Consider the following 16,890-nt stretch of genomic DNA (forward strand, 5'->3'; position numbering starts at 1 on the left):
ATGGATCCTCGCCTCAAGGGCGAGGATGACAGTGGTCTTGGGAGCGACATTGGTCCAAGCCAACCTTCGCGCCCATCCATCTCCCACCTGCGCCCTCCCCATCCTTGATCGCCCATCGGCCCCGCCCCTCGGCCTCGCATCTCCCCTCACTCCGTCATCCTCGCCCTTGAGGCGAGGATCCACACGCAATCCCCCTAAAAACCCAGGATTGACGGCCCTGCCCGCGACGCCAAACATTTGACCATGGCCGGCTACGTCTACATCGTTACCAATCACAAGAACGGCACGCTCTATATCGGCGTCACGTCCGATCTGGAGCGGCGCATCTACGAGCACCGGGAAGGCCTGACGCCCGGATTTGCGACGAAATATGGCTGCAAGCAGCTCGTCTGGTGTGAAGAACATCAACGCATCGGCACCGCCATCCAGCGGGAAAAATCCCTGAAGCGATGGTACCGCAAATGGAAGATCACACTGATCGAGAGCATCAATCCGGAGTGGCGGGACCTGTACTACGAGCTGTGGTGACAGGAAAAAGCCGCGTCTCGCGCCATCGACAATGCCTGACCGTACAGCGCGCCGCCCCCATTGAAGCCCCCGCCATACGCGCCTAGATTCATGCAAGCGCCAGGAGCAAGCGCCAGGAGGAGGCACCCATGGAAACCCAGGAATTGCATCGCGGCCGGTTGATCGATCATATCCAGCTCGTGGTCCGCGACCTGCCGGCCAGCCGGCGGTTTTACGCAGCGATCTTTGAGGTGCTGGGCGTGCCGATCGGCGGCGAGACAGAGGATTATTTCTGGGCCGACGAACTGTTCGTCTCGACTGCCGACAGCGATGCCGCACTTGGCAAGCTGACCGGCCGCCATCATCTCGCCTTTCAGGCCGCCGATGCCGCCATGGTCGATGCCGCGCACGCGGCCGGGCTCCGTGCCGGCGGAATGGACAATGGCGCCCCCGGAGAGCGACCCTATCATCCGGGCTACTATGCCGCCTTCCTGCTCGATCCGGACGGCAACAATATCGAGGCCGTCTTTCACGGCCCGTCAACCCGCAGTGCCGCCTCCGTCAAGGTGACGTTCTGACAGAAAAACGGCGTCCGACCAGAATTGGCGGACGCCGCGTCAATGCATCATGCCGGCCATCATGTCGGCAATCGCCGGCCGACCAATCAGCCGAACGTCACATTCAACGAGATCGGCACCGCCTTCAGCGCCTTCGACACCGGGCAGCCGACCTTGGCCTTTTCGGCGATCGACTTGAAGGTCGCAGCGTCCGTGCCCGGAACCGTGCCGGCGAGGTTAAGTTCGATGGCGGTGATCTCGAAGCCGTCGCCGACCTTGTCGAGCGAGACAATCGCCTTGGTCTCGAGGCTGTCGGCTTTCAGGCCTTCCTGTTCGAGCTGCAGCGACAGCGCCATGGTGAAGCAGGCGGCATGGGCCGCCCCGATCAGCTCTTCCGGATTGCTGCCGGCCACGCCCTCGAAGCGGGTCTTGAAACCATAGGGCTGATCCTTCAGCGCGCCGCTTTCGGTGGAAACCTTGCCGCGTCCGTCCTTCAGGCCGCCTGTCCAGTGGGCCGAACCAAATTTCTGAATGGCCATTGCGTCTTCTCCTTCGGTGAGAGTGAGTGTTGGCTGTGGATGCTGTCTGCACATGCATCATGGAACGGGATCAATGCCTGGCGCGCCGATCAGTTCCGCCAAACGGCCACCGCTGGCGCACCGCAACCGGGCGATCGGCCGCGCCGACAGCATAGGCCGGGCCCGGGCCGGCGTCCATCGCGCCACTTGCACGAAACCGGCGCTTGCCCTGCCCCTGCCACACGGGCTTGAAAACACAGCGCAAGGGGGATGACTTTTCCAAATTCCTGAGCGTTTTCAACAAAACGCACCCACTTTCATCCCCCTCGTTTTGAGCCGTGCCATAATGCCCCGTTCCGCTTTCGGATACACCGGGGATTGCGAGCCCGGCGAAGCGGAACCGGCGCCGGAGGGCGCGGCTGTCGCAGGCCAGACCCTCCGGGCCGGATGCAACGGTCTCCCTCTGGTGGAGGGGATGGAGCACGGCGAAGACCCCGGATGGGTTGGCTCGTGTCGACATCCCCACAGCCATCGGACGTGCCTCAGCGGCACACAAACAAGGCGCCGGACCTGGCTGATTGATTGAGTGATTGATTGATCGGGTCCGGTGACAAAGACGGCGGGAGCTGTGGTCGTCAATGACCCGCTCCCCGGGCGAGGGTCAGGTCGGGATGTGCGCACATCCGCCGAGAACCTCCCGGGCACCCGGCCAGGACGTCTCAACGAGACGTTCCGGACCCCAGCCCGGTTGACGGCGAGACGTCAAGTTTCGCCGGCCAGAGCCGCCTTGCCAGAGAGACGCATGCAACCGGCAAAAATCGCCGAACGGGGCGCCGGAAGGAGCCATTATAAATTATTCAACAGGTTGCTTCTGGCGCCCTGTCCGAGACTGACAAGCTATCCCCGGAGGAGGACATTCCGACCGGTGTTTTGGCATGGGACTTTTGAAGGTTTGAAATGATGACAAAGAGGAGAATGGAGGATCGCACCATCGCCGTCAGCGCCGTTCACCCCCCTCTGTCGGCTCCGCCGACATCTCCCCCTCACGGGGGGAGATCACCGAGACCTCGGCGCAAGGGCGGGAATGGTGACCGCAGTGCACAGGCAAAGACATCGGGCGATAATAATGCTCCGCTCCGCTCCGACCTTTCGGCTGCAGAGAGGCATCCGGTTGGTCGAACGGCCGGCAGGGCAGAGGGGGTATCGCCGAGCACAGGAGCACAGGAGCACAGGAGCACAGGAGCACAGGAGCACAAGGGTCACCAAAGCCGCATTGCCCCCATACCCACCTCCGCAAAACCATGCACCGCATGGCAAACTTTTCCTTAACCGGTCACCTGTAAATTAGCCCCAGTCAAAACACCAGCCAGACGAGCATCAGCGTGTCCAAGCCGAGTTTCCGCTTTACCCATTACGACCTGAAGGAACAGCGCGCCGGAACGATCATCGAGGTGACGCTGTCGGCGGTCAACAATGTGCGCCTGATGACGCCGGCGAATTTCCAGCGTTTTAAGGAGACGCTCGATTTCAAGTATATCGGCGGCGTGGCGAAAAAATCGCCGATCAAGCTGGTCATTCCCGACAGCGCCCACTGGCACCTGATCGTCGATATGGAAGGTCATCACGGGCTTGCCGAATCCAAGGTCAAGATGCTCGCGGCACCGGCCGTGCAACCGAAACAAAAGGCCTCCTGAGCGGCGTTTTCCCTACAGCGCACTCCCCATCATGACCCTTACGGCTCGCCGCGCTCGCGACGCAGCTTCGACCACCAGTCGAGGCGCTTCTTGATGTCGCGTTCGAAGCCGCGTTCGGGCGGATCGTAATACTGCTGGCGGCCCATCTTCTCGGGAAAATAGTTCTGCCCGGAAAAGGCATCGGGCTCGTCGTGGTCGTAGCGGTAGCCTTCGTTATAGCCCTCCGCCTTCATCAGCTTGGTCGGCGCATTGAGGATATGCTTGGGCGGCAGCAGCGAGCCATGCTCCTTGGCTGCGCGCATCGCCGCCTTGTAGGCGACATAGACGCCGTTCGACTTCGGCGCGGTGGCGAGATAGACGCAGGCCTGGGCGAGCGCGAGTTCCCCTTCCGGCGAGCCGAGATAGTCGTAGGCATCCTTGGCGGCATTGCAGATCACCAGCGCCTGCGGGTCGGCGAGGCCGATATCCTCGACCGCCATGCGCACCAGCCGGCGACCGAGATACAGCGGGTCCTCGCCGGCATCGAACATGCGGCAAAGATAGTAGAGCGCCGCATCGGGATCCGAACCGCGTACCGACTTGTGCAGCGCCGAGATCAGGTTGTAGTGACCATCCTGCCCCTTGTCATAGACAGGGGCACGGCGCTGGACGATGCGGGCAAGCCCCTCGGTGTCGAAGACCTCGCCGGCCCTTGCCGCCCGCCAGACTTCCTCGGCCAGCGTCAGCGCGGCGCGGCCATCGCCATCGGCCATGCGGATCAGCGCGGCGCGGGCGTTTTCGTCGAGCGGCAGCGGCTTGGCTTCGGTGTCTTCGGCGCGCTTCAACAGCGTCTCGATGCTGGTCTCGTCATGGCTCTTGAAGGTCAGCACCCGGGCACGCGACAGAAGCGCTGCATTGAGCTCGAAGCTCGGGTTTTCCGTCGTCGCACCGACGAGGATCACGGTTCCGTCTTCCATGACCGGCAGGAAACTGTCCTGCTGGGCGCGGTTGAAACGGTGGATTTCGTCTACAAAAAGCAGCGTCTGGCGGCCCTCCATCCGGCGCATGCGGGCGCCTTCGAAGACCTTCTTCAGATCGGCGACGCCGGAAAAGATCGCCGAGATCTGTTCAAACGCCAGCCCCGCCTCGCCCGACAGCAGCCGGGCGACCGTGGTCTTGCCGGTGCCGGGCGGGCCCCAGAAGATCATCGAGCCGAGCGAGCCGGCCGCGATCATCCGCGCCAGCACGCCGTCTTCGCCGGTCAGATGCTCCTGGCCCGTCACTTCCGACAGGTTTTTCGGCCGCAGGCGATCAGCCAGCGGCCGGCGCTCGGCGATGTCCTTGGGAACATGCGAGGCGAAGAGGTCGCTCATCGGAAGATCTGCCGGATGCGCTGGCCGTCGCGCTCGATCTCGACCCGCCAGAAGCTGGCATCGCTGTCGGCGGCAGCGGCGAGATCGTCCACCGAATTGACGTTGGCGCCATTGATCGCCACGACGATGTCGCGCTGGGCAAAACCAAGCCGGGCTGCGGGAGAACCCTTCACCACTTCGGTGACGACGACGCCGGTCACTTCGGAGGCCATGCGCAATTCGTAGGCGAGACGCGGCGAGAGATTGGCGGCCCTGATCCCGGCAAACGGGCTGCGGCCCTCGATCAGCTTGATATCGCGCGGCCGGGTTTCCGGTGCCGATGCCAGTTGCAGGTTGATTTCGCCGCTCTTGCCATTGTCGCTGACGGAGAGCTTGACCGTCTTGCCGAGGCCAGCCGTGGTCAGGCGGTAACCGAGGGCGTCGGGGTGCTCGACGGGAATGCCATTGACGGCGGTAATCACCTCGCCCGGTTTCAGACCGGCCTTTGCGGCCGGGCCATCCTCGACCACCCGCACGACAAGCGCGCCGCGCACGGTTTCCAGACCCAGAGCCTCCGCAACTTCAGACGTTACCGGTTCGAAGATGGCGCCGATATAGGGGCGCTCGAAGCTTGCATCGCCGCGGTCGGCGGCCTCCAGGAAGACCCGCACGAGATTGGCCGGAATGGCAAATCCGACACCGTTGGAGCCGCCGCCCTTGGAAAAGATCGCCGTGTTGATGCCGATCAGTTCGCCGTTCATGTCGACGAGCGCGCCACCGGAATTGCCGGGATTGATCGCGGCATCGGTCTGGATGAAGAAGCCAAAATCACCTTCGGTGACCTGGTTGCGGGCCAGCGCCGAGACGATGCCTGATGTCACCGTCTGGCCGACGCCGAACGGGTTGCCGATGGCGAGAACCAGATCGCCGACCTCGGTCTTGTCGGAATCGGCGATCGGCAGGAACGGCAAAGTCTCCTTGGTCTCGAAGCGCAGCACGGCGAGATCGAGGCGATCGTCCTTCAGCACCACCTTGACCGGGAACTCGCGACCGTCGGCGAGCGCCACCTTGATATCATCGGCACCTTCGATGACATGGTTGTTGGTGATGACAGTGCCATTCGATTCGACGATCACGCCGGACCCGAGCGAGGACTGCTTTTCGGTCCGGTTCGGCATGCGCTGGCCGAAGAACTGTTCGAAGAAGGGATCGCCGGCAAACGGGCTGGCGCGGCGCTGGACCATGCGCTCGGCATAGACATTGACCACCGCACCCCGGGTCTGCTTGACCAGCGGCGCATAGGAAAGCTGGACGTCGATCTTGGATTGCGGCACGACCTTTTCCTGCGCCGTGGCGGCCATCGGCACAGCGAGCGCAGCGATAAACGGCAGAACAAAAGGCAGGCAGAGTTTCAGACGAAGCATGCGAATCCCCTTCAAGGCATTGGCAGAAGTTCTAGACCTCGTTCCTGCAAACCGAAATAGGCGGAACCAAGGTCAAGACATTGCAGATGGGGATAAATGCCCTCCCGCTCAAGCCTTTGCGGTTTCGATCATGCGGGCGACCAGGCCATGCAGTTCGTCACGGTAACCGGTGCGGGCAGACGGTGCGGCCTCGTTCGAGGTCATGGTGACGGTGAGATCGAGGCTCGGCACGATATAGAGCATCTGGCCGCCATAACCCCAGGCATAGTTCACCCGCTCGCCGGCCATGTCTTTCAGGAACCAAGCGTAGCCGTAGCCATCGCCGTTGAACACCGAATTGGTGCGCTGGACCCAGCTTTCGCGGATCCATGCCGCGGAAATCAGCCGCGTTCCGTCTGAGGTGACGCCGCCGCGGCGATAAAGCTCACCGAAGGCATGCAGCGAGCGCGGCGTCATGGCCATCTGGTTGCCGCCGAGATAATAGCCCTGCGGATCACGGTCCCAGGCGCCGATGCGGAAGCCTTCGAGCGGACCGAGCCAGTCGCGGGCGAGCGCCAGGGTCGGCTTGCCAGAGACCTTGGTGAGGATGACCGAGAGCAGATGGGTGGAGGCGGTGGAATAGAGCATGCCGCCGCCCGGCTCGTCGATGAAATCGGCGGCAAGCGCTGTGCGGACCCAGTTACGGCTGGCGACCCAGCGGCCGTAGTTCGGCCCCGACATGCGGTCGAGGCCGGAGCGCATCGACAGAAGATGGCCGATGGTGATCCTCGACAGGCGCGGATCGGGATTGGCGGGGAAATCGGTGCGCAGGACGGTTTCGATCGGTTGATCGACACCCTTGAGCAGCCCCTTGTCGATGGCAATGCCGACCAGGGCCGAGACGACCGATTTCGATGCGGACTTGATATTGGTCGAGCCGGTCAGGGCGTTGTTGCCAAAGGCGCGTTCGGCAAGCACGTTACCGTCTCGCGTGACGATGACCGTTTCCAGGCTGTCCAGCCGACGCGCGGCCTCCAGCAAGCCGGCAATGCGCTCGTTTGACACATCGCCACCCCTTGCCGACTGGGCGAAGCTGCGGGTGACGGAAACGGCCGGAAGGGTCGCGATGAGGGCGAGGAGCGTTCTTCTGTTCATGACCTACCATTTAGGAAAAACGCCGACCAAACAAAGGCTGGCTGACACGATCTCACCTGATCGTGAGAAGCTGTCATGCGCAAGGTGCATGGAACGATGTCTGCGCTCAAGACGTTGATCAGTCATTGATAAAATAAATCCCGTCGTCGAAAATCGAGGTGACCATGACCAATCCTGATGCCGCCGCCCGCGCCGTCGTCTTTGCGCTACTCGCAGCACCCTTGCTGGCCGGTGCCCTGCCTGCGCATGCGGCGAGCTTCGATTGCAGCAAACCGGATCTGGCGGCCGATGAGAGCACCATTTGCCAAACCCTGTCTCTGAACGACATGGATGTGAAGATGGTCACCACATTCGAGCTTCTGTCCGGCCTGCTGGCCATGGGAAGTCGCGGCGAATTGCAGGACCAGCAGATCGCCTGGCTGACCAAGCGCGGCGAATGCAAGGCCGATGTCGATTGCCTGACGGCCGCCTATGCCGCGCGGATGGCGCAACTGACCAGCGTCTATGAGGGTGTGCAGCGGCCGAAGTGAAGTGGCGGCAGGTTGTAATTTCAGAAATTAGCTTATTTCCTAAACCTCTACATCTTTGAAATGCCAGAATGCTCGACCCTGTTCCGGACAGCTGAGACGTGTTGCGCTCGGCACATTCAGCGCTGAACGGCCTGGACATCATGGTGAAACGTTCACCTTGGTGACTAGAGCATTTCCGGCGAAAACGGAGTCGCCTTCAATGCTCTATCTCTTTGGTTTTACGCAATTCCGGACGCAAAACCGGTTCCCATTTTTGCTGGAACTGCTCTAGGTCAAGCCTTGCCCAAGGCATTCAAGACACGCAGCAGCACAGCATCATTTGTCGACGCGTCCGCTGCGCCCAGAGGCTCGACATGCCTAGCCTCTACCGTTGCCAGTTTGACCGGTCGCACGACCGATGGGGCCGGCAGGCCCGCAGCGGCATGGTCCGGGATCGGCACGTCCTCCGGCCAGGAACGGTTCTCGGCAGAGGTGATCATGACAACCCACAAAAGACCCTCTTGCTCGCCAATCCCGCCATTCGAAACGACAAATGCCGGCCTTCGCTGGCGGGTGTCGCGATCCGTGTAGGGAAAGGGAACGCGGACGATATCGCCCTGTTTAAAGATCGGCATAGGCCTTGCGGTCCGCTTCGCTGTCCCATTCCGAAAATGTCGCGAACGGATCATCCGACGGTTGATCGGCTAGCGCGCGGGAAATCATAACCCGGCCATCGGGTTCGATCGTATACAGGATCGCATCGCCTTCCTTCAGCCGAAGGGCCGCCCGCACCGCCTGGGGAACGGTTGTCTGCGCCTTGCTTGTGAGTTTGCTGGAGATCATCACGTCACCTCTGCGAAGAAAGTAAGGAATTTCCTTTCTCGGGACAAGAGGGGGTTGGCCGCTTGCGGTTTACGGCGTGACGCGAGGGCGTGATTTGCTCTGGCGCGATCGCCTTGTATCCCTGTTGAAAAGCGGGTGAACCGCTGATTGGCTAGAGAAGGAGACCCTTCATCAGGGGGTCTCAAGTGCGAGCCTCATATCTCCGAGCCAGCGCACAAAGGCCTTGACCGCCGCCTTTTGCGCGCCGTTCGGATTGACCGTCGCATAATAGCCGGTGCCGAGATCCAGAGCGCCCTCAGGCCAATGAACCAGCGATCCGTCGGTGACGAGGCCATCGGTGATCGAGTACCAGCCGAGCATCAGGCCGCGGGTATCGAGGGTCGCCTGCACCGCCTGGACATAGTTGTCGAAGGTCTGGCCGGCGCTGCCGGGTTTGCCGAGGCCGCGCAGGGTAAGGTAGTCGCTCCAGCCGGCCCAGTGGCGCGTCTCGGTCGAGCGGACATGGATGAGGGGCGCCTGCGCCAGCCCCTCGCCCGAGGCCAGCAGCCGCTCGACCAGCGCCGGGCGCCCGACCGGGCAGACGGTCTCGTCGAACAGCTTGGTGGTCTCGCCATCGTTCCAGTTGCCAGCGCCATAACGCAGGACGAGATCGGTGCCTTGCGAAATCGCCGGCAGGTCGGTGGGCGGCACCTGGACATTGACCATGACATCCGGATAGCGGGCATAAAAATCGGTGAGCCGCGGCATCAGCCAGTAGGTCGCCATGCCGATCGTGCAGGCGACCGTCAGGCGCTGTTCCTCAAGGCCGGCGCTGATGCGGATCTCCTCGATCGTGTCGGCGATCAGATCGAGGCCGTCACGGGTGGCGCGGGCGAGTTGTTGGCCGGCTTCGGTCAGACGCGCAGGCCGTGTCGTGCGGTCGATCAACGGAGCACCGACATGCTCCTCCAGTGCTTTCAGAGCCTGGGTCACGGCCGGCTGGGTGACATTCAGGCGGGTTGCGGCCTCACGCATCGAGCCGAGGCGCGAAACCGTCTCGAACGTGGTGAGAAGACGCAGGGGCGGCAGGCGGCTCAAGTTAATCTCCAGCTTAATTTACAATAAGCATAATCCCTCTGGTTTCCCAAGGAAAGGCGGATGATGATCGTCAAATAGAGCCAAAGCCCTGACGATCCAGATTAAGGAAACCGCGATGAACATGCATGTTGCAACCGAGGCCGTCACGCTTGCTGACAAGGGGCTTCATGTGCCGCTGGCCGAGGGCCGGATCGCATACTTCAACTACTACTGGCTGCGCGACAATTGCCCCACCTCCTTCGACAGTGCGACGCGCGAGCGCAGCTTCGACATCTTCCATCTCGACCAGCCGCCGCGCGTCGAAACCGCCGTCGTGGACGGTGAGACGCTGGTGATCGAATGGGCCGGAGAGGATCATGTGTCGCGCTATCCGATAGCGATGCTTTCGCTTTATGCCGACGGCCGGCACCGCGCCGATCCGGCCGACCTGCCGCGCAAGGCCTGGTTCAGCGATCACTATCCAACGATCGCACGCTTTTCACAGGCGGAGTTGAAAGCCGACCCGGCCAAGGTGGCGGCGTGGATCAGGGCGATGATCGTCGACGGACTGACGATTGTCACCGAGATGCCGGACAGCGACGAAGGCCTGACCGAGACGGTCAAACTGATGGGCCATGTGCGGCCGACATTCTTCGGCGAATTCTTCAATGTGCGCACGCATATCAATCCGACCAACACCGCCTATACCGCCAAAGCGCTGGAACTGCATACCGATACGCCGGCCGAAGAGCATGCGCCGGGCATCCAGTTCCTGCATTGCCGGGCCAATTCCGTCGAGGGCGGCATGAGCATCTATTCGGACGGCGTGGCGGTGGCGAATGCGTTCCGGGAGATCGATCCGGAAGGGTTCAAGCTGTTGTCGGAGATCGACATTCCGTTCTTCTGCGAACACGACACATACGACATGCGCTCGCGCCAGCGGGTGATCGAACTGGACAAACATGGCGAAGTCTCGGGGCTCACGATCAGCCAGCACATGGCAGACATTTTCGACCTGCCGCAGACCGTGCTCGACGATTATTACCCGGCCTTCTGCCGTTTTGGCAAAATGCTGCAGGACGACAAGTTCATGATGCGCTTCCTGATGAAGGCCGGCGAGTGCATGGTGTTCGACAACCACCGCATCGTGCATGGCCGTTTGGCCTATTCGGCGACCAGCGGCGATCGTTACCTGCGCGGCTGTTATGCCGATCGCGAGGAGATGCGCTCGACCTATCGGGCGCTGGTCAGCGAAGGGAGGTTCAAGGCATGAACATCACGCCATCCATTCCAGACCTGATGGAGGCCAAGGCGCTGATGGCGCTCAGGCAGGATCTCGCCGCGGCTTTTCGCATCTGCCATCGCTTCGGCTGGAGCGAATCCGTCGGCAACCATTTCAGCGCGGCTGTTTCTGCAAGCGGAAAACAGTTCCTGCTAAATCCGCGCTGGCAGCATTTCGCAACGATCAAGGCCAGCGACCTCTTGTTGCTCGATGCCGATGATCCGGATGTGATGACGGGCGCGAACGCCCCGGACCCTTCAGCATGGACCGTGCATGGCACGCTGCACCGGATGCTGCCGGAGGCGCGCGTCATCCTGCATTGCCATTCGCCGCATGCGGTGGCGCTGTCATGCCTCAAGGACCCTACCCTGCTGCCGCTCGACAACAATACCGCGCGGTTCTTCGGCCGGATCGGCTACGACCTCGAATTCGGCGGCATTGCCGACGCGCAAGAGGAAGGCGAGAGGCTGGCGCGGATGATCAAGGGTAAGTCGGTGCTGGTCATGGGCAATCACGGCGTGACAATTGCCGGCGAAACCGTGGCGGATGCGTTCGAGGATCTCTACTTTTTCGAGAAGGCGGCGCAGACGATGGTGCTGGCGCTTTCGACCGGCAAGCCGCTGGCTATCCTGTCCGACGAGATCGCCCAGGCAACGTCGGACGGCTGGATCCCCTATCGCGGCATGGCGGAGCGACATTTCGACTATCTGAAATCCTGCCTCGACCGGGAGGATATGTCCTGGCGGGATTGAGAGCAGATCGGATCAAGCACGCCCGTCCGGATATTCGGCCGGCCCCTTGATCTCGATGGTGTTTCCAAAAGGATCGCGGACATAAAAGGAATGGCCCATGCCGCGGGCACCGCCATGCATGGCTTCGCGGTCGATTGTGACGCCGTGGCGGGCGAGATGGGCGCGCAGTTCGTCGTGGTCGAAGGGACCGGTTGCGATGCAGACATGATCGACATTGCGGCCGCCTGCGACCGGCGGAGCGGCCTTGTGGCCGCCGGGATGAGTGATATCCCAGAGAACGATCAGGGCGTTTCCGCACCAAACCTGCTCCATGCCCAGCGCCGGATAGGTATAGCCGGGCCGGCAGCCGAGGACGTCGTGATAGAAGGCAAGCGCCCGTTCCATGTCGTCGATGATAAAGACGACGTGGTCGATGCCGACGAGGCTGAAGGGAACGGTCATGGCGGGTCCGGCTGATCGAGGGACTGGACGGGGAATTCAGCGGCTCCAGCCACCGCGATCTTTCAGGGACGACCGAACGGCACGCGGGTTGGCGAAGGCGGGAGATGCGTGGCGGGCGGCGGCAAACCACCACCCGCGTGATCAGCGATGTCTTATTCCGGAAGGATGCGCACGGCGCCCTTGTCGGCCGACGAGGCGAAGGCGGCGTAGGCCTTCAGCGCGGTGGTGACGTTGCGCTTGCGCTTTTCGGCCGGGAACCAGCCCTTGGCGTCCTGCTCGATGCGGCGACGCTCCAGTTCTGCCGGATCGACGGCGAGGTTGATCGTGCGATTGGGAATGTCGATCTCGATCCGGTCGCCTTCGCGCACCAGACCGATGGCACCACCTTGTGCCGCTTCCGGCGAGGCATGGCCGATGGAGAGACCGGACGTGCCGCCGGAGAAGCGGCCGTCGGTGATCAGCGCGCAGGCCTTGCCGAGGCCTTTCGACTTCAGATAGCTGGTCGGATAGAGCATTTCCTGCATACCCGGGCCGCCCTTCGGGCCTTCGTAGCGGATGACCACGACGTCGCCGGCCTTGACCTCGTTCGACAGGATCGCCTTGACCGAGGCGTCCTGGCTTTCGAAGACGCGGGCGGGGCCGGCAAACTTCAGGATCGATTCATCGACGCCGGCGGTCTTCACGATGCAGCCGTCGAGCGCGATGTTGCCGTAAAGCACGGCAAGACCGCCATCCTTCGAGAAGGGCTTGGCGACCGAGCGGATGACGCCGTTGTCGCTGTCGGTATCGAGGTCGTCCCAGCGCGATGACTGAGAGAAGGCGACCTGGGTCGGCACGCCACCGGGGGCGGCCTTGAAGAAGGTGCGGACCGTCTCGGAATTGGTGCGGGTGATGTCCCAGCGGTTGATGGCATCGCCGAGCGTCGGCTCATGCACCGTCTTGCAATCGGTGTTGAGCAGGCCGCCGCGCTCGAGTTCGCCGAGGATGCGCATGATGCCGCCGGCGCGGTGCACGTCTTCCATATGCACGTCCTGCTTGGCGGGTGCCACCTTGGACAGGCACGGCACGCGGCGCGACAGGCGGTCGATGTCGTCCATGGTGAAATCGACGCCACCTTCGTAGGCGGCAGCGAGGATGTGCAGGACCGTGTTGGTCGAGCCGCCCATGGCGATATCGAGCGCCATGGCGTTCTCGAAGGCTTCCTTCGTCGCAATGTTGCGCGGCAGAACGCTGTCGTCATCCTGCTCATAATAGCGGCGGGCGAGATCGACGATCAGGTGGCCGGCCTCGACGAACAGGCGCTTGCGGTCGGAATGGGTGGCGAGCGTCGAGCCGTTGCCGGGCAGCGACAGGCCGAGCGCCTCGGTCAGGCAGTTCATCGAGTTTGCGGTGAACATGCCGGAGCAGGAACCGCAGGTCGGACAGGCCGAGCGCTCGATGACGGCGACGTCCTCGTCGGAGATCTTGTCGTCGGCGGCAGCGACCATGGCATCGACGAGGTCGAGCGCGACGGTCTTGCCATGCATAACGACCTTGCCGGCCTCCATCGGGCCGCCGGAGACAAAGACGGCCGGAATGTTGAGGCGCATGGCGGCCGACAACATGCCGGGGGTGATCTTGTCGCAGTTGGAGATGCAGACCATGGCGTCGGCGCAGTGGGCATTGACCATGTATTCGACCGAGTCGGAGATGATCTCGCGCGAGGGCAGCGAATAGAGCATGCCGTCATGGCCCATGGCGATGCCGTCATCGACGGCGATCGTGTTGAATTCCTTGGCGACGCCGCCGGCCGCTTCGATTTCGCGGGCAACCAGCTGACCGAGATCCTTCAGGTGCACATGGCCCGGAACGAACTGGGTGAAGGAATTGACCACGGCGATGATCGGCTTGCCGAAATCGCTGTCCTTCATGCCGGTGGCGCGCCATAGGCCGCGCGCGCCCGCCATGTTGCGGCCGTGGGTCGTGGTTCTCGAACGATAGACTGGCATCGGTGTTACCTCGGATTTCTTCTTTCGCGCGGGCAGGCCCTTGAACGCGTCCGGTAAAAAGGCCGCAACACGCCCGCTTTTGACACCGTTCGTAAAGGATCGGCCAAGGGCTGTCACTATCGGCAACCGGCAATTCGGTACGGTCGAGGATAACAGCTCGGCAGTCGCTGCGCCAGCCGAGCAAGTGCCGGCGATATCGGGCCGCCTGTCGGATGACCGCGCCCGACAGGTCAGGCGATGCTTTGGCCGATCTCTTGGCGCGGCTTTCTCAGGCGGGAAAGTGCCGCCCACCCTCGCCCGCCCTGATCTCTCTGCACTGACCGCTGCCTGCCGATGCGCATCCCGTCAGGCGACGTTGCGGGCGGCTGCCATCTCATGGACAGCCTTCCTGAGTTCGGCCCGGAAAGCCGGACTGTCATGTTCGCCGTGAACGGATACTGCATGCGCGACCGCGGCATTGACCAACTCATCGGTGCTGTCCGCGGATATGGCGATGGTGCATTTCATTTCGCTTGGAAACTCCCGGCAATCGATAAATTTGCGTGTCATCTTTGCCTCCCTAGCAAGGTCCGTGAGACCGATTGGCAAACCGATCGGGCGGACGGCTGGATTTTACGCCTATCGCAGAGGCGCGACAAACGGGAAATATACAAGGCGAAGCCTGCGACAGTCGATTATGCCGGGGAATACAACCACTGACTTTGCCTCGACTGACCGCACCGTGCCTGGCGTGCCGAGCGGACAATCTGGCGGCTGCTCTGCATGCGGATCAACCGGGTCGATGCGACGCGGTGCCGCATATGCGAGTAGATATCGGCAGGGAGGACATGGGTGAGGAAAGATGGGCGGGCCGAAAGCATTGAGAAAGCCGATGTTTCTGGCGCCGCCAATTTCTTACAGCTAGATCAAACAATTCCGTACACAAAATTGTTTTCGGCCATCCGCTTTTCCAAAGCGTGAAACTCTGTTTTCCTATCCTGCGTCTCCTATGTCATCGGATATGCCGATCAGGAGCGAAAAGAGGTTACCATGTCGCGCTACCATCCGCCGAAAATCGCCTCAAGCGAGATCACCCCCAAGGGGCTCTATCTCAACCGCCGCAGCCTGATGGGGCTGGCGGCCGGCGGGATTGCAGCGGCTGCCGCGCCCGGTGCCTTTGCCGCGGCGCTGAAGGTTGTGCCAAGCGCCTACAAGGTCGATGCCAAGCTGACCTCGAAGGAAGACGTGACGACCTACAACAATTTCTACGAATTCGGGACCGGCAAGGAAGATCCGTCGCGCAATGCCGGCTCGCTGAACACGCGCCCCTGGACGATTGAGGTCGGCGGGCTGGTGGCCAAGCCGCAGGTGATCGACATCGAGACGATCATGCGCGACTACACGATGGAAGAGCGCGTCTACCGGATGCGCTGCGTCGAGGCCTGGTCGATGGTGATCCCATGGGCCGGTTTTCCGCTGTCTGCCCTTCTCGACAAGGTCGAGCCACTCGGCTCGGCGAAATATGTCGCCTTCGAAACGCTGGTCCGGCCTGAGGAAATGCAGGGCCAGGCCGGTATTTTCCAGGCGCTCGACTGGCCCTATGTCGAGGGCCTGCGCCTCGATGAGGCACGCCACCCGCTGACGCTGCTGGCGACCGGCCTTTACGGCGAAACTCTGCCGAACCAGAACGGCGCGCCGATCCGCCTGGTGACCCCGTGGAAATACGGCTTCAAGGGCATCAAGTCGATCGTCAAGATCACGCTCACCGAGCAAGAACCGCCATCGACCTGGAACCGGTTGCAGGCCTCGGAATACGGCTTTTATGCCAACGTCAATCCGGCGGTCGATCATCCGCGCTGGAGCCAGGCGACCGAGCGGCGGATCGGCGAGGCCGATGGCCTGTTCGGCGGCGCGCGCGTCGATACCCTGCCCTTCAACGGCTATGCCGACGAGGTCGCCAGCCTCTATGCCGGCATGGATCTGACGAAGTTCTACTGACCATGGCAAGCCTTGCACTTCCCGCCCGCTTCAAGCCGGCTTCGGTCTGGGCGCTCTATGCGCTCGGGCTGATGCCGGGCCTCTATGCGTTCTATCTGGGCATTTTCGGCGGGCTCGGCGCCGATCCGGTGCGCACATTCGAGCACCTGCTCGGCCTCTGGGCGCTGAGATTCCTCTGTCTCGGGCTGGCGGTCACGCCGATCCGAGATCTTTTAGGCTATAACCTTATTAGCTACAGGCGTGCGCTCGGCCTTCTCGCATTCTACTATGTGCTGGCGCATTTCACCGTCTACCTGACGCTCGACCGCGGCCTGATCCTGTCGTCGATCGCCGGCGACATCCTCAAGCGGCCCTATATCATGCTCGGCATGGCCGGACTGATCATGCTGATCCCGCTGGCCGCCACCTCGAACAAGTGGTCGATCAAGCGGCTCGGGCCGCGCTGGAACCAGCTGCACAAGCTGGCCTATCCAATCCTGTTCGTGGCAATCCTGCATTATGCGCTGTCACTGAAGGCGATCACCGGCGAGCCGGCGTTTTATATCGCCGTGGTGACCGTGCTGCTGGGGTATCGGCTGGTGCGGCCGAAGCTAATGGAGCGCAAGCGGGCGAAACGGGCGATGGCAGTCCAGGGCAACCGGTAGGCGTAGCTAAGCGATCGGCGCGTCGGCGCACCTGCATCAGTTGGTCCGTTGCGTTCGCGCCAGCAGTTGTCGTTCGATCAGCGCGGCCGCGGCAATGCCAAGCAGATAGGCGAGGATATTCCAGACCGAGAAGATCCGGCCAAGCAGGAGCGCACCGGCCAATGTCAGGCGGAACGTATCGAGCCAGGGCGTGTGATAGAGGCGGCCGAGCTCAGTGACTACGGCAATGACAG

At 62.3% G+C, this 16,890-nt stretch carries 19 protein-coding genes; 8 read left to right on the forward strand and 11 right to left on the reverse strand.

From position 1 onward, the window contains the following. Nucleotides 1–243 precede the first annotated feature (243 nt). Together PDO_RS00140 and PDO_RS00145 are read left to right on the forward strand one after the other, a co-directional pair. On the forward strand, nt 244–528 hold the full coding sequence (locus tag PDO_RS00140; RefSeq protein ID WP_007596291.1) for a GIY-YIG nuclease family protein: 285 nt from the start codon (nt 244–246) through the stop codon (nt 526–528). 128 nt (nt 529–656) lie between these two features. After that, the gene (locus PDO_RS00145) at nt 657–1,085 is read left to right on the forward strand and encodes a VOC family protein (protein ID WP_007596292.1); all 429 of its coding nucleotides are present in this window, start codon (nt 657–659) and stop codon (nt 1,083–1,085) included. A gap of 86 nt (nt 1,086–1,171) precedes the next feature. On the opposite strand, the gene PDO_RS00150 is transcribed toward PDO_RS00145, so the two are convergent. After that, nucleotides 1,172–1,603: an OsmC family protein gene (locus PDO_RS00150; protein ID WP_007596293.1), complete on the reverse strand. Its 432-nt coding sequence runs from the start codon at nt 1,601–1,603 to the stop codon at nt 1,172–1,174. Between the two features lie 1,361 nt (nt 1,604–2,964). Here PDO_RS00150 and PDO_RS00160 point away from each other — a divergent pair. Further along, complete coding sequence (locus tag PDO_RS00160; RefSeq protein ID WP_007596295.1) at nt 2,965–3,276, forward strand: DUF1883 domain-containing protein; 312 nt, start codon at nt 2,965–2,967, stop codon at nt 3,274–3,276. 38 nt (nt 3,277–3,314) lie between these two features. Here the strand turns inward: PDO_RS00160 and PDO_RS00165 are convergent, their stop codons facing one another. The 3 genes from PDO_RS00165 to PDO_RS00175 all read right to left on the reverse strand — a co-directional run bounded on the left by PDO_RS00165 (nt 3,315) and on the right by PDO_RS00175 (nt 7,165). Continuing rightward, nucleotides 3,315–4,628, reverse strand: a complete 1,314-nt coding sequence (locus PDO_RS00165) for a replication-associated recombination protein A (protein WP_007596305.1) — start codon at nt 4,626–4,628, stop codon at nt 3,315–3,317. Beyond that, nucleotides 4,625–6,031, reverse strand: a complete 1,407-nt coding sequence (locus tag PDO_RS00170; protein WP_007596308.1) for a DegQ family serine endoprotease — start codon at nt 6,029–6,031, stop codon at nt 4,625–4,627. Before PDO_RS00170 ends, PDO_RS00165 begins: the two co-directional genes overlap by 4 nt. Before the next feature lie 108 nt (nt 6,032–6,139). Then, nucleotides 6,140–7,165: a serine hydrolase domain-containing protein gene (locus PDO_RS00175; RefSeq protein ID WP_007596309.1), complete on the reverse strand. Its 1,026-nt coding sequence runs from the start codon at nt 7,163–7,165 to the stop codon at nt 6,140–6,142. A gap of 164 nt (nt 7,166–7,329) precedes the next feature. Between PDO_RS00175 and PDO_RS00180 the strand changes: the two genes are divergently transcribed. After that, entirely contained in the window at nt 7,330–7,695 is a 366-nt protein-coding gene (locus PDO_RS00180; RefSeq protein ID WP_007596310.1) for a lysozyme inhibitor LprI family protein, read from the forward strand. Between the two features lie 272 nt (nt 7,696–7,967). Here PDO_RS00180 and PDO_RS00185 read toward each other — a convergent pair whose 3' ends face one another. From PDO_RS00185 to PDO_RS00195, 3 genes are all read right to left on the reverse strand, one after another. After that, complete coding sequence (locus tag PDO_RS00185; protein WP_007596311.1) at nt 7,968–8,309, reverse strand: type II toxin-antitoxin system PemK/MazF family toxin; 342 nt, start codon at nt 8,307–8,309, stop codon at nt 7,968–7,970. Then, a complete protein-coding gene (locus tag PDO_RS00190) occupies nt 8,296–8,517 on the reverse strand; it encodes a type II toxin-antitoxin system PrlF family antitoxin (RefSeq protein ID WP_007596312.1) in 222 nt (73 codons plus the stop codon). Before PDO_RS00190 ends, PDO_RS00185 begins: the two co-directional genes overlap by 14 nt. 171 nt (nt 8,518–8,688) lie before the next feature. After that, on the reverse strand, nt 8,689–9,594 hold the full coding sequence (locus PDO_RS00195; protein WP_007596314.1) for a LysR substrate-binding domain-containing protein: 906 nt from the start codon (nt 9,592–9,594) through the stop codon (nt 8,689–8,691). 115 nt (nt 9,595–9,709) lie between these two features. Between PDO_RS00195 and PDO_RS00200 the strand changes: the two genes are divergently transcribed. Both PDO_RS00200 and PDO_RS00205 read left to right on the forward strand, forming a co-directional pair. Next, a complete protein-coding gene (locus tag PDO_RS00200; RefSeq protein WP_007596317.1) occupies nt 9,710–10,846 on the forward strand; it encodes a TauD/TfdA family dioxygenase in 1,137 nt (378 codons plus the stop codon). Next, nucleotides 10,843–11,607, forward strand: a complete 765-nt coding sequence (locus tag PDO_RS00205; protein ID WP_007596318.1) for a class II aldolase/adducin family protein — start codon at nt 10,843–10,845, stop codon at nt 11,605–11,607. Before PDO_RS00200 ends, PDO_RS00205 begins: the two co-directional genes overlap by 4 nt. A gap of 12 nt (nt 11,608–11,619) precedes the next feature. Here the strand turns inward: PDO_RS00205 and PDO_RS00210 are convergent, their stop codons facing one another. The 3 genes from PDO_RS00210 to PDO_RS00220 all read right to left on the reverse strand — a co-directional run bounded on the left by PDO_RS00210 (nt 11,620) and on the right by PDO_RS00220 (nt 14,585). Next, nucleotides 11,620–12,048: a VOC family protein gene (locus PDO_RS00210; protein ID WP_007596324.1), complete on the reverse strand. Its 429-nt coding sequence runs from the start codon at nt 12,046–12,048 to the stop codon at nt 11,620–11,622. A 152-nt stretch (nt 12,049–12,200) separates the two neighbouring features. Further along, nucleotides 12,201–14,036: a dihydroxy-acid dehydratase gene (gene ilvD / locus PDO_RS00215; RefSeq protein WP_007596327.1), complete on the reverse strand. Its 1,836-nt coding sequence runs from the start codon at nt 14,034–14,036 to the stop codon at nt 12,201–12,203. Nucleotides 14,037–14,381: 345 nt separating this feature from the next. Next, on the reverse strand, nt 14,382–14,585 hold the full coding sequence (locus PDO_RS00220) for a DUF1059 domain-containing protein (protein WP_007596328.1): 204 nt from the start codon (nt 14,583–14,585) through the stop codon (nt 14,382–14,384). A 480-nt stretch (nt 14,586–15,065) separates the two neighbouring features. On the opposite strand from PDO_RS00220, the gene msrP reads away from it, so the two are divergent. Further along, on the forward strand, nt 15,066–16,013 hold the full coding sequence (msrP, locus tag PDO_RS00225; RefSeq protein ID WP_007596331.1) for a protein-methionine-sulfoxide reductase catalytic subunit MsrP: 948 nt from the start codon (nt 15,066–15,068) through the stop codon (nt 16,011–16,013). A 2-nt stretch (nt 16,014–16,015) separates the two neighbouring features. Beyond that, nucleotides 16,016–16,657: a protein-methionine-sulfoxide reductase heme-binding subunit MsrQ gene (gene msrQ, locus PDO_RS00230; protein WP_007596333.1), complete on the forward strand. Its 642-nt coding sequence runs from the start codon at nt 16,016–16,018 to the stop codon at nt 16,655–16,657. 36 nt (nt 16,658–16,693) lie between these two features. Here msrQ and PDO_RS00235 read toward each other — a convergent pair. Further along, nucleotides 16,694–16,890, reverse strand: a 197-nt coding sequence (locus tag PDO_RS00235; protein ID WP_007596342.1) for a DUF2809 domain-containing protein, incomplete at its 5' end; no start/stop codon positions are given.

The sequence above is a fragment of the Rhizobium sp. PDO1-076 genome, assembly GCF_000247475.1.
In the GTDB taxonomy this organism is placed as follows: Bacteria; Pseudomonadota; Alphaproteobacteria; order Rhizobiales; family Rhizobiaceae; genus Allorhizobium.

Bases quoted from the DNA above. Each gene is read 5' to 3' on its own strand.
- ilvD (WP_007596327.1), bottom strand. From the start codon at position 14,036: ATGCCAGTCTATCGTTCGAGAACCACGACCCACGGCCGCAACATGGCG.
- PDO_RS00175 (WP_007596309.1), bottom strand. From the start codon at position 7,165: ATGAACAGAAGAACGCTCCTCGCCCTCATCGCGACCCTTCCGGCCGTT.
- msrQ (WP_007596333.1), top strand. From the start codon at position 16,016: ATGGCAAGCCTTGCACTTCCCGCCCGCTTCAAGCCGGCTTCGGTCTGG.
- PDO_RS00200 (WP_007596317.1), top strand. From the start codon at position 9,710: ATGAACATGCATGTTGCAACCGAGGCCGTCACGCTTGCTGACAAGGGG.
- PDO_RS00220 (WP_007596328.1), bottom strand. From the start codon at position 14,585: ATGACACGCAAATTTATCGATTGCCGGGAGTTTCCAAGCGAAATGAAA.
- msrP (WP_007596331.1), top strand. From the start codon at position 15,066: ATGTCGCGCTACCATCCGCCGAAAATCGCCTCAAGCGAGATCACCCCC.
- PDO_RS00150 (WP_007596293.1), bottom strand. From the start codon at position 1,603: ATGGCCATTCAGAAATTTGGTTCGGCCCACTGGACAGGCGGCCTGAAG.
- PDO_RS00190 (WP_007596312.1), bottom strand. From the start codon at position 8,517: ATGATCTCCAGCAAACTCACAAGCAAGGCGCAGACAACCGTTCCCCAG.
- PDO_RS00140 (WP_007596291.1), top strand. From the start codon at position 244: ATGGCCGGCTACGTCTACATCGTTACCAATCACAAGAACGGCACGCTC.
- PDO_RS00210 (WP_007596324.1), bottom strand. From the start codon at position 12,048: ATGACCGTTCCCTTCAGCCTCGTCGGCATCGACCACGTCGTCTTTATC.
- PDO_RS00205 (WP_007596318.1), top strand. From the start codon at position 10,843: ATGAACATCACGCCATCCATTCCAGACCTGATGGAGGCCAAGGCGCTG.
- PDO_RS00170 (WP_007596308.1), bottom strand. From the start codon at position 6,031: ATGCTTCGTCTGAAACTCTGCCTGCCTTTTGTTCTGCCGTTTATCGCT.
- PDO_RS00185 (WP_007596311.1), bottom strand. From the start codon at position 8,309: ATGCCGATCTTTAAACAGGGCGATATCGTCCGCGTTCCCTTTCCCTAC.
- PDO_RS00180 (WP_007596310.1), top strand. From the start codon at position 7,330: ATGACCAATCCTGATGCCGCCGCCCGCGCCGTCGTCTTTGCGCTACTC.
- PDO_RS00145 (WP_007596292.1), top strand. From the start codon at position 657: ATGGAAACCCAGGAATTGCATCGCGGCCGGTTGATCGATCATATCCAG.
- PDO_RS00165 (WP_007596305.1), bottom strand. From the start codon at position 4,628: ATGAGCGACCTCTTCGCCTCGCATGTTCCCAAGGACATCGCCGAGCGC.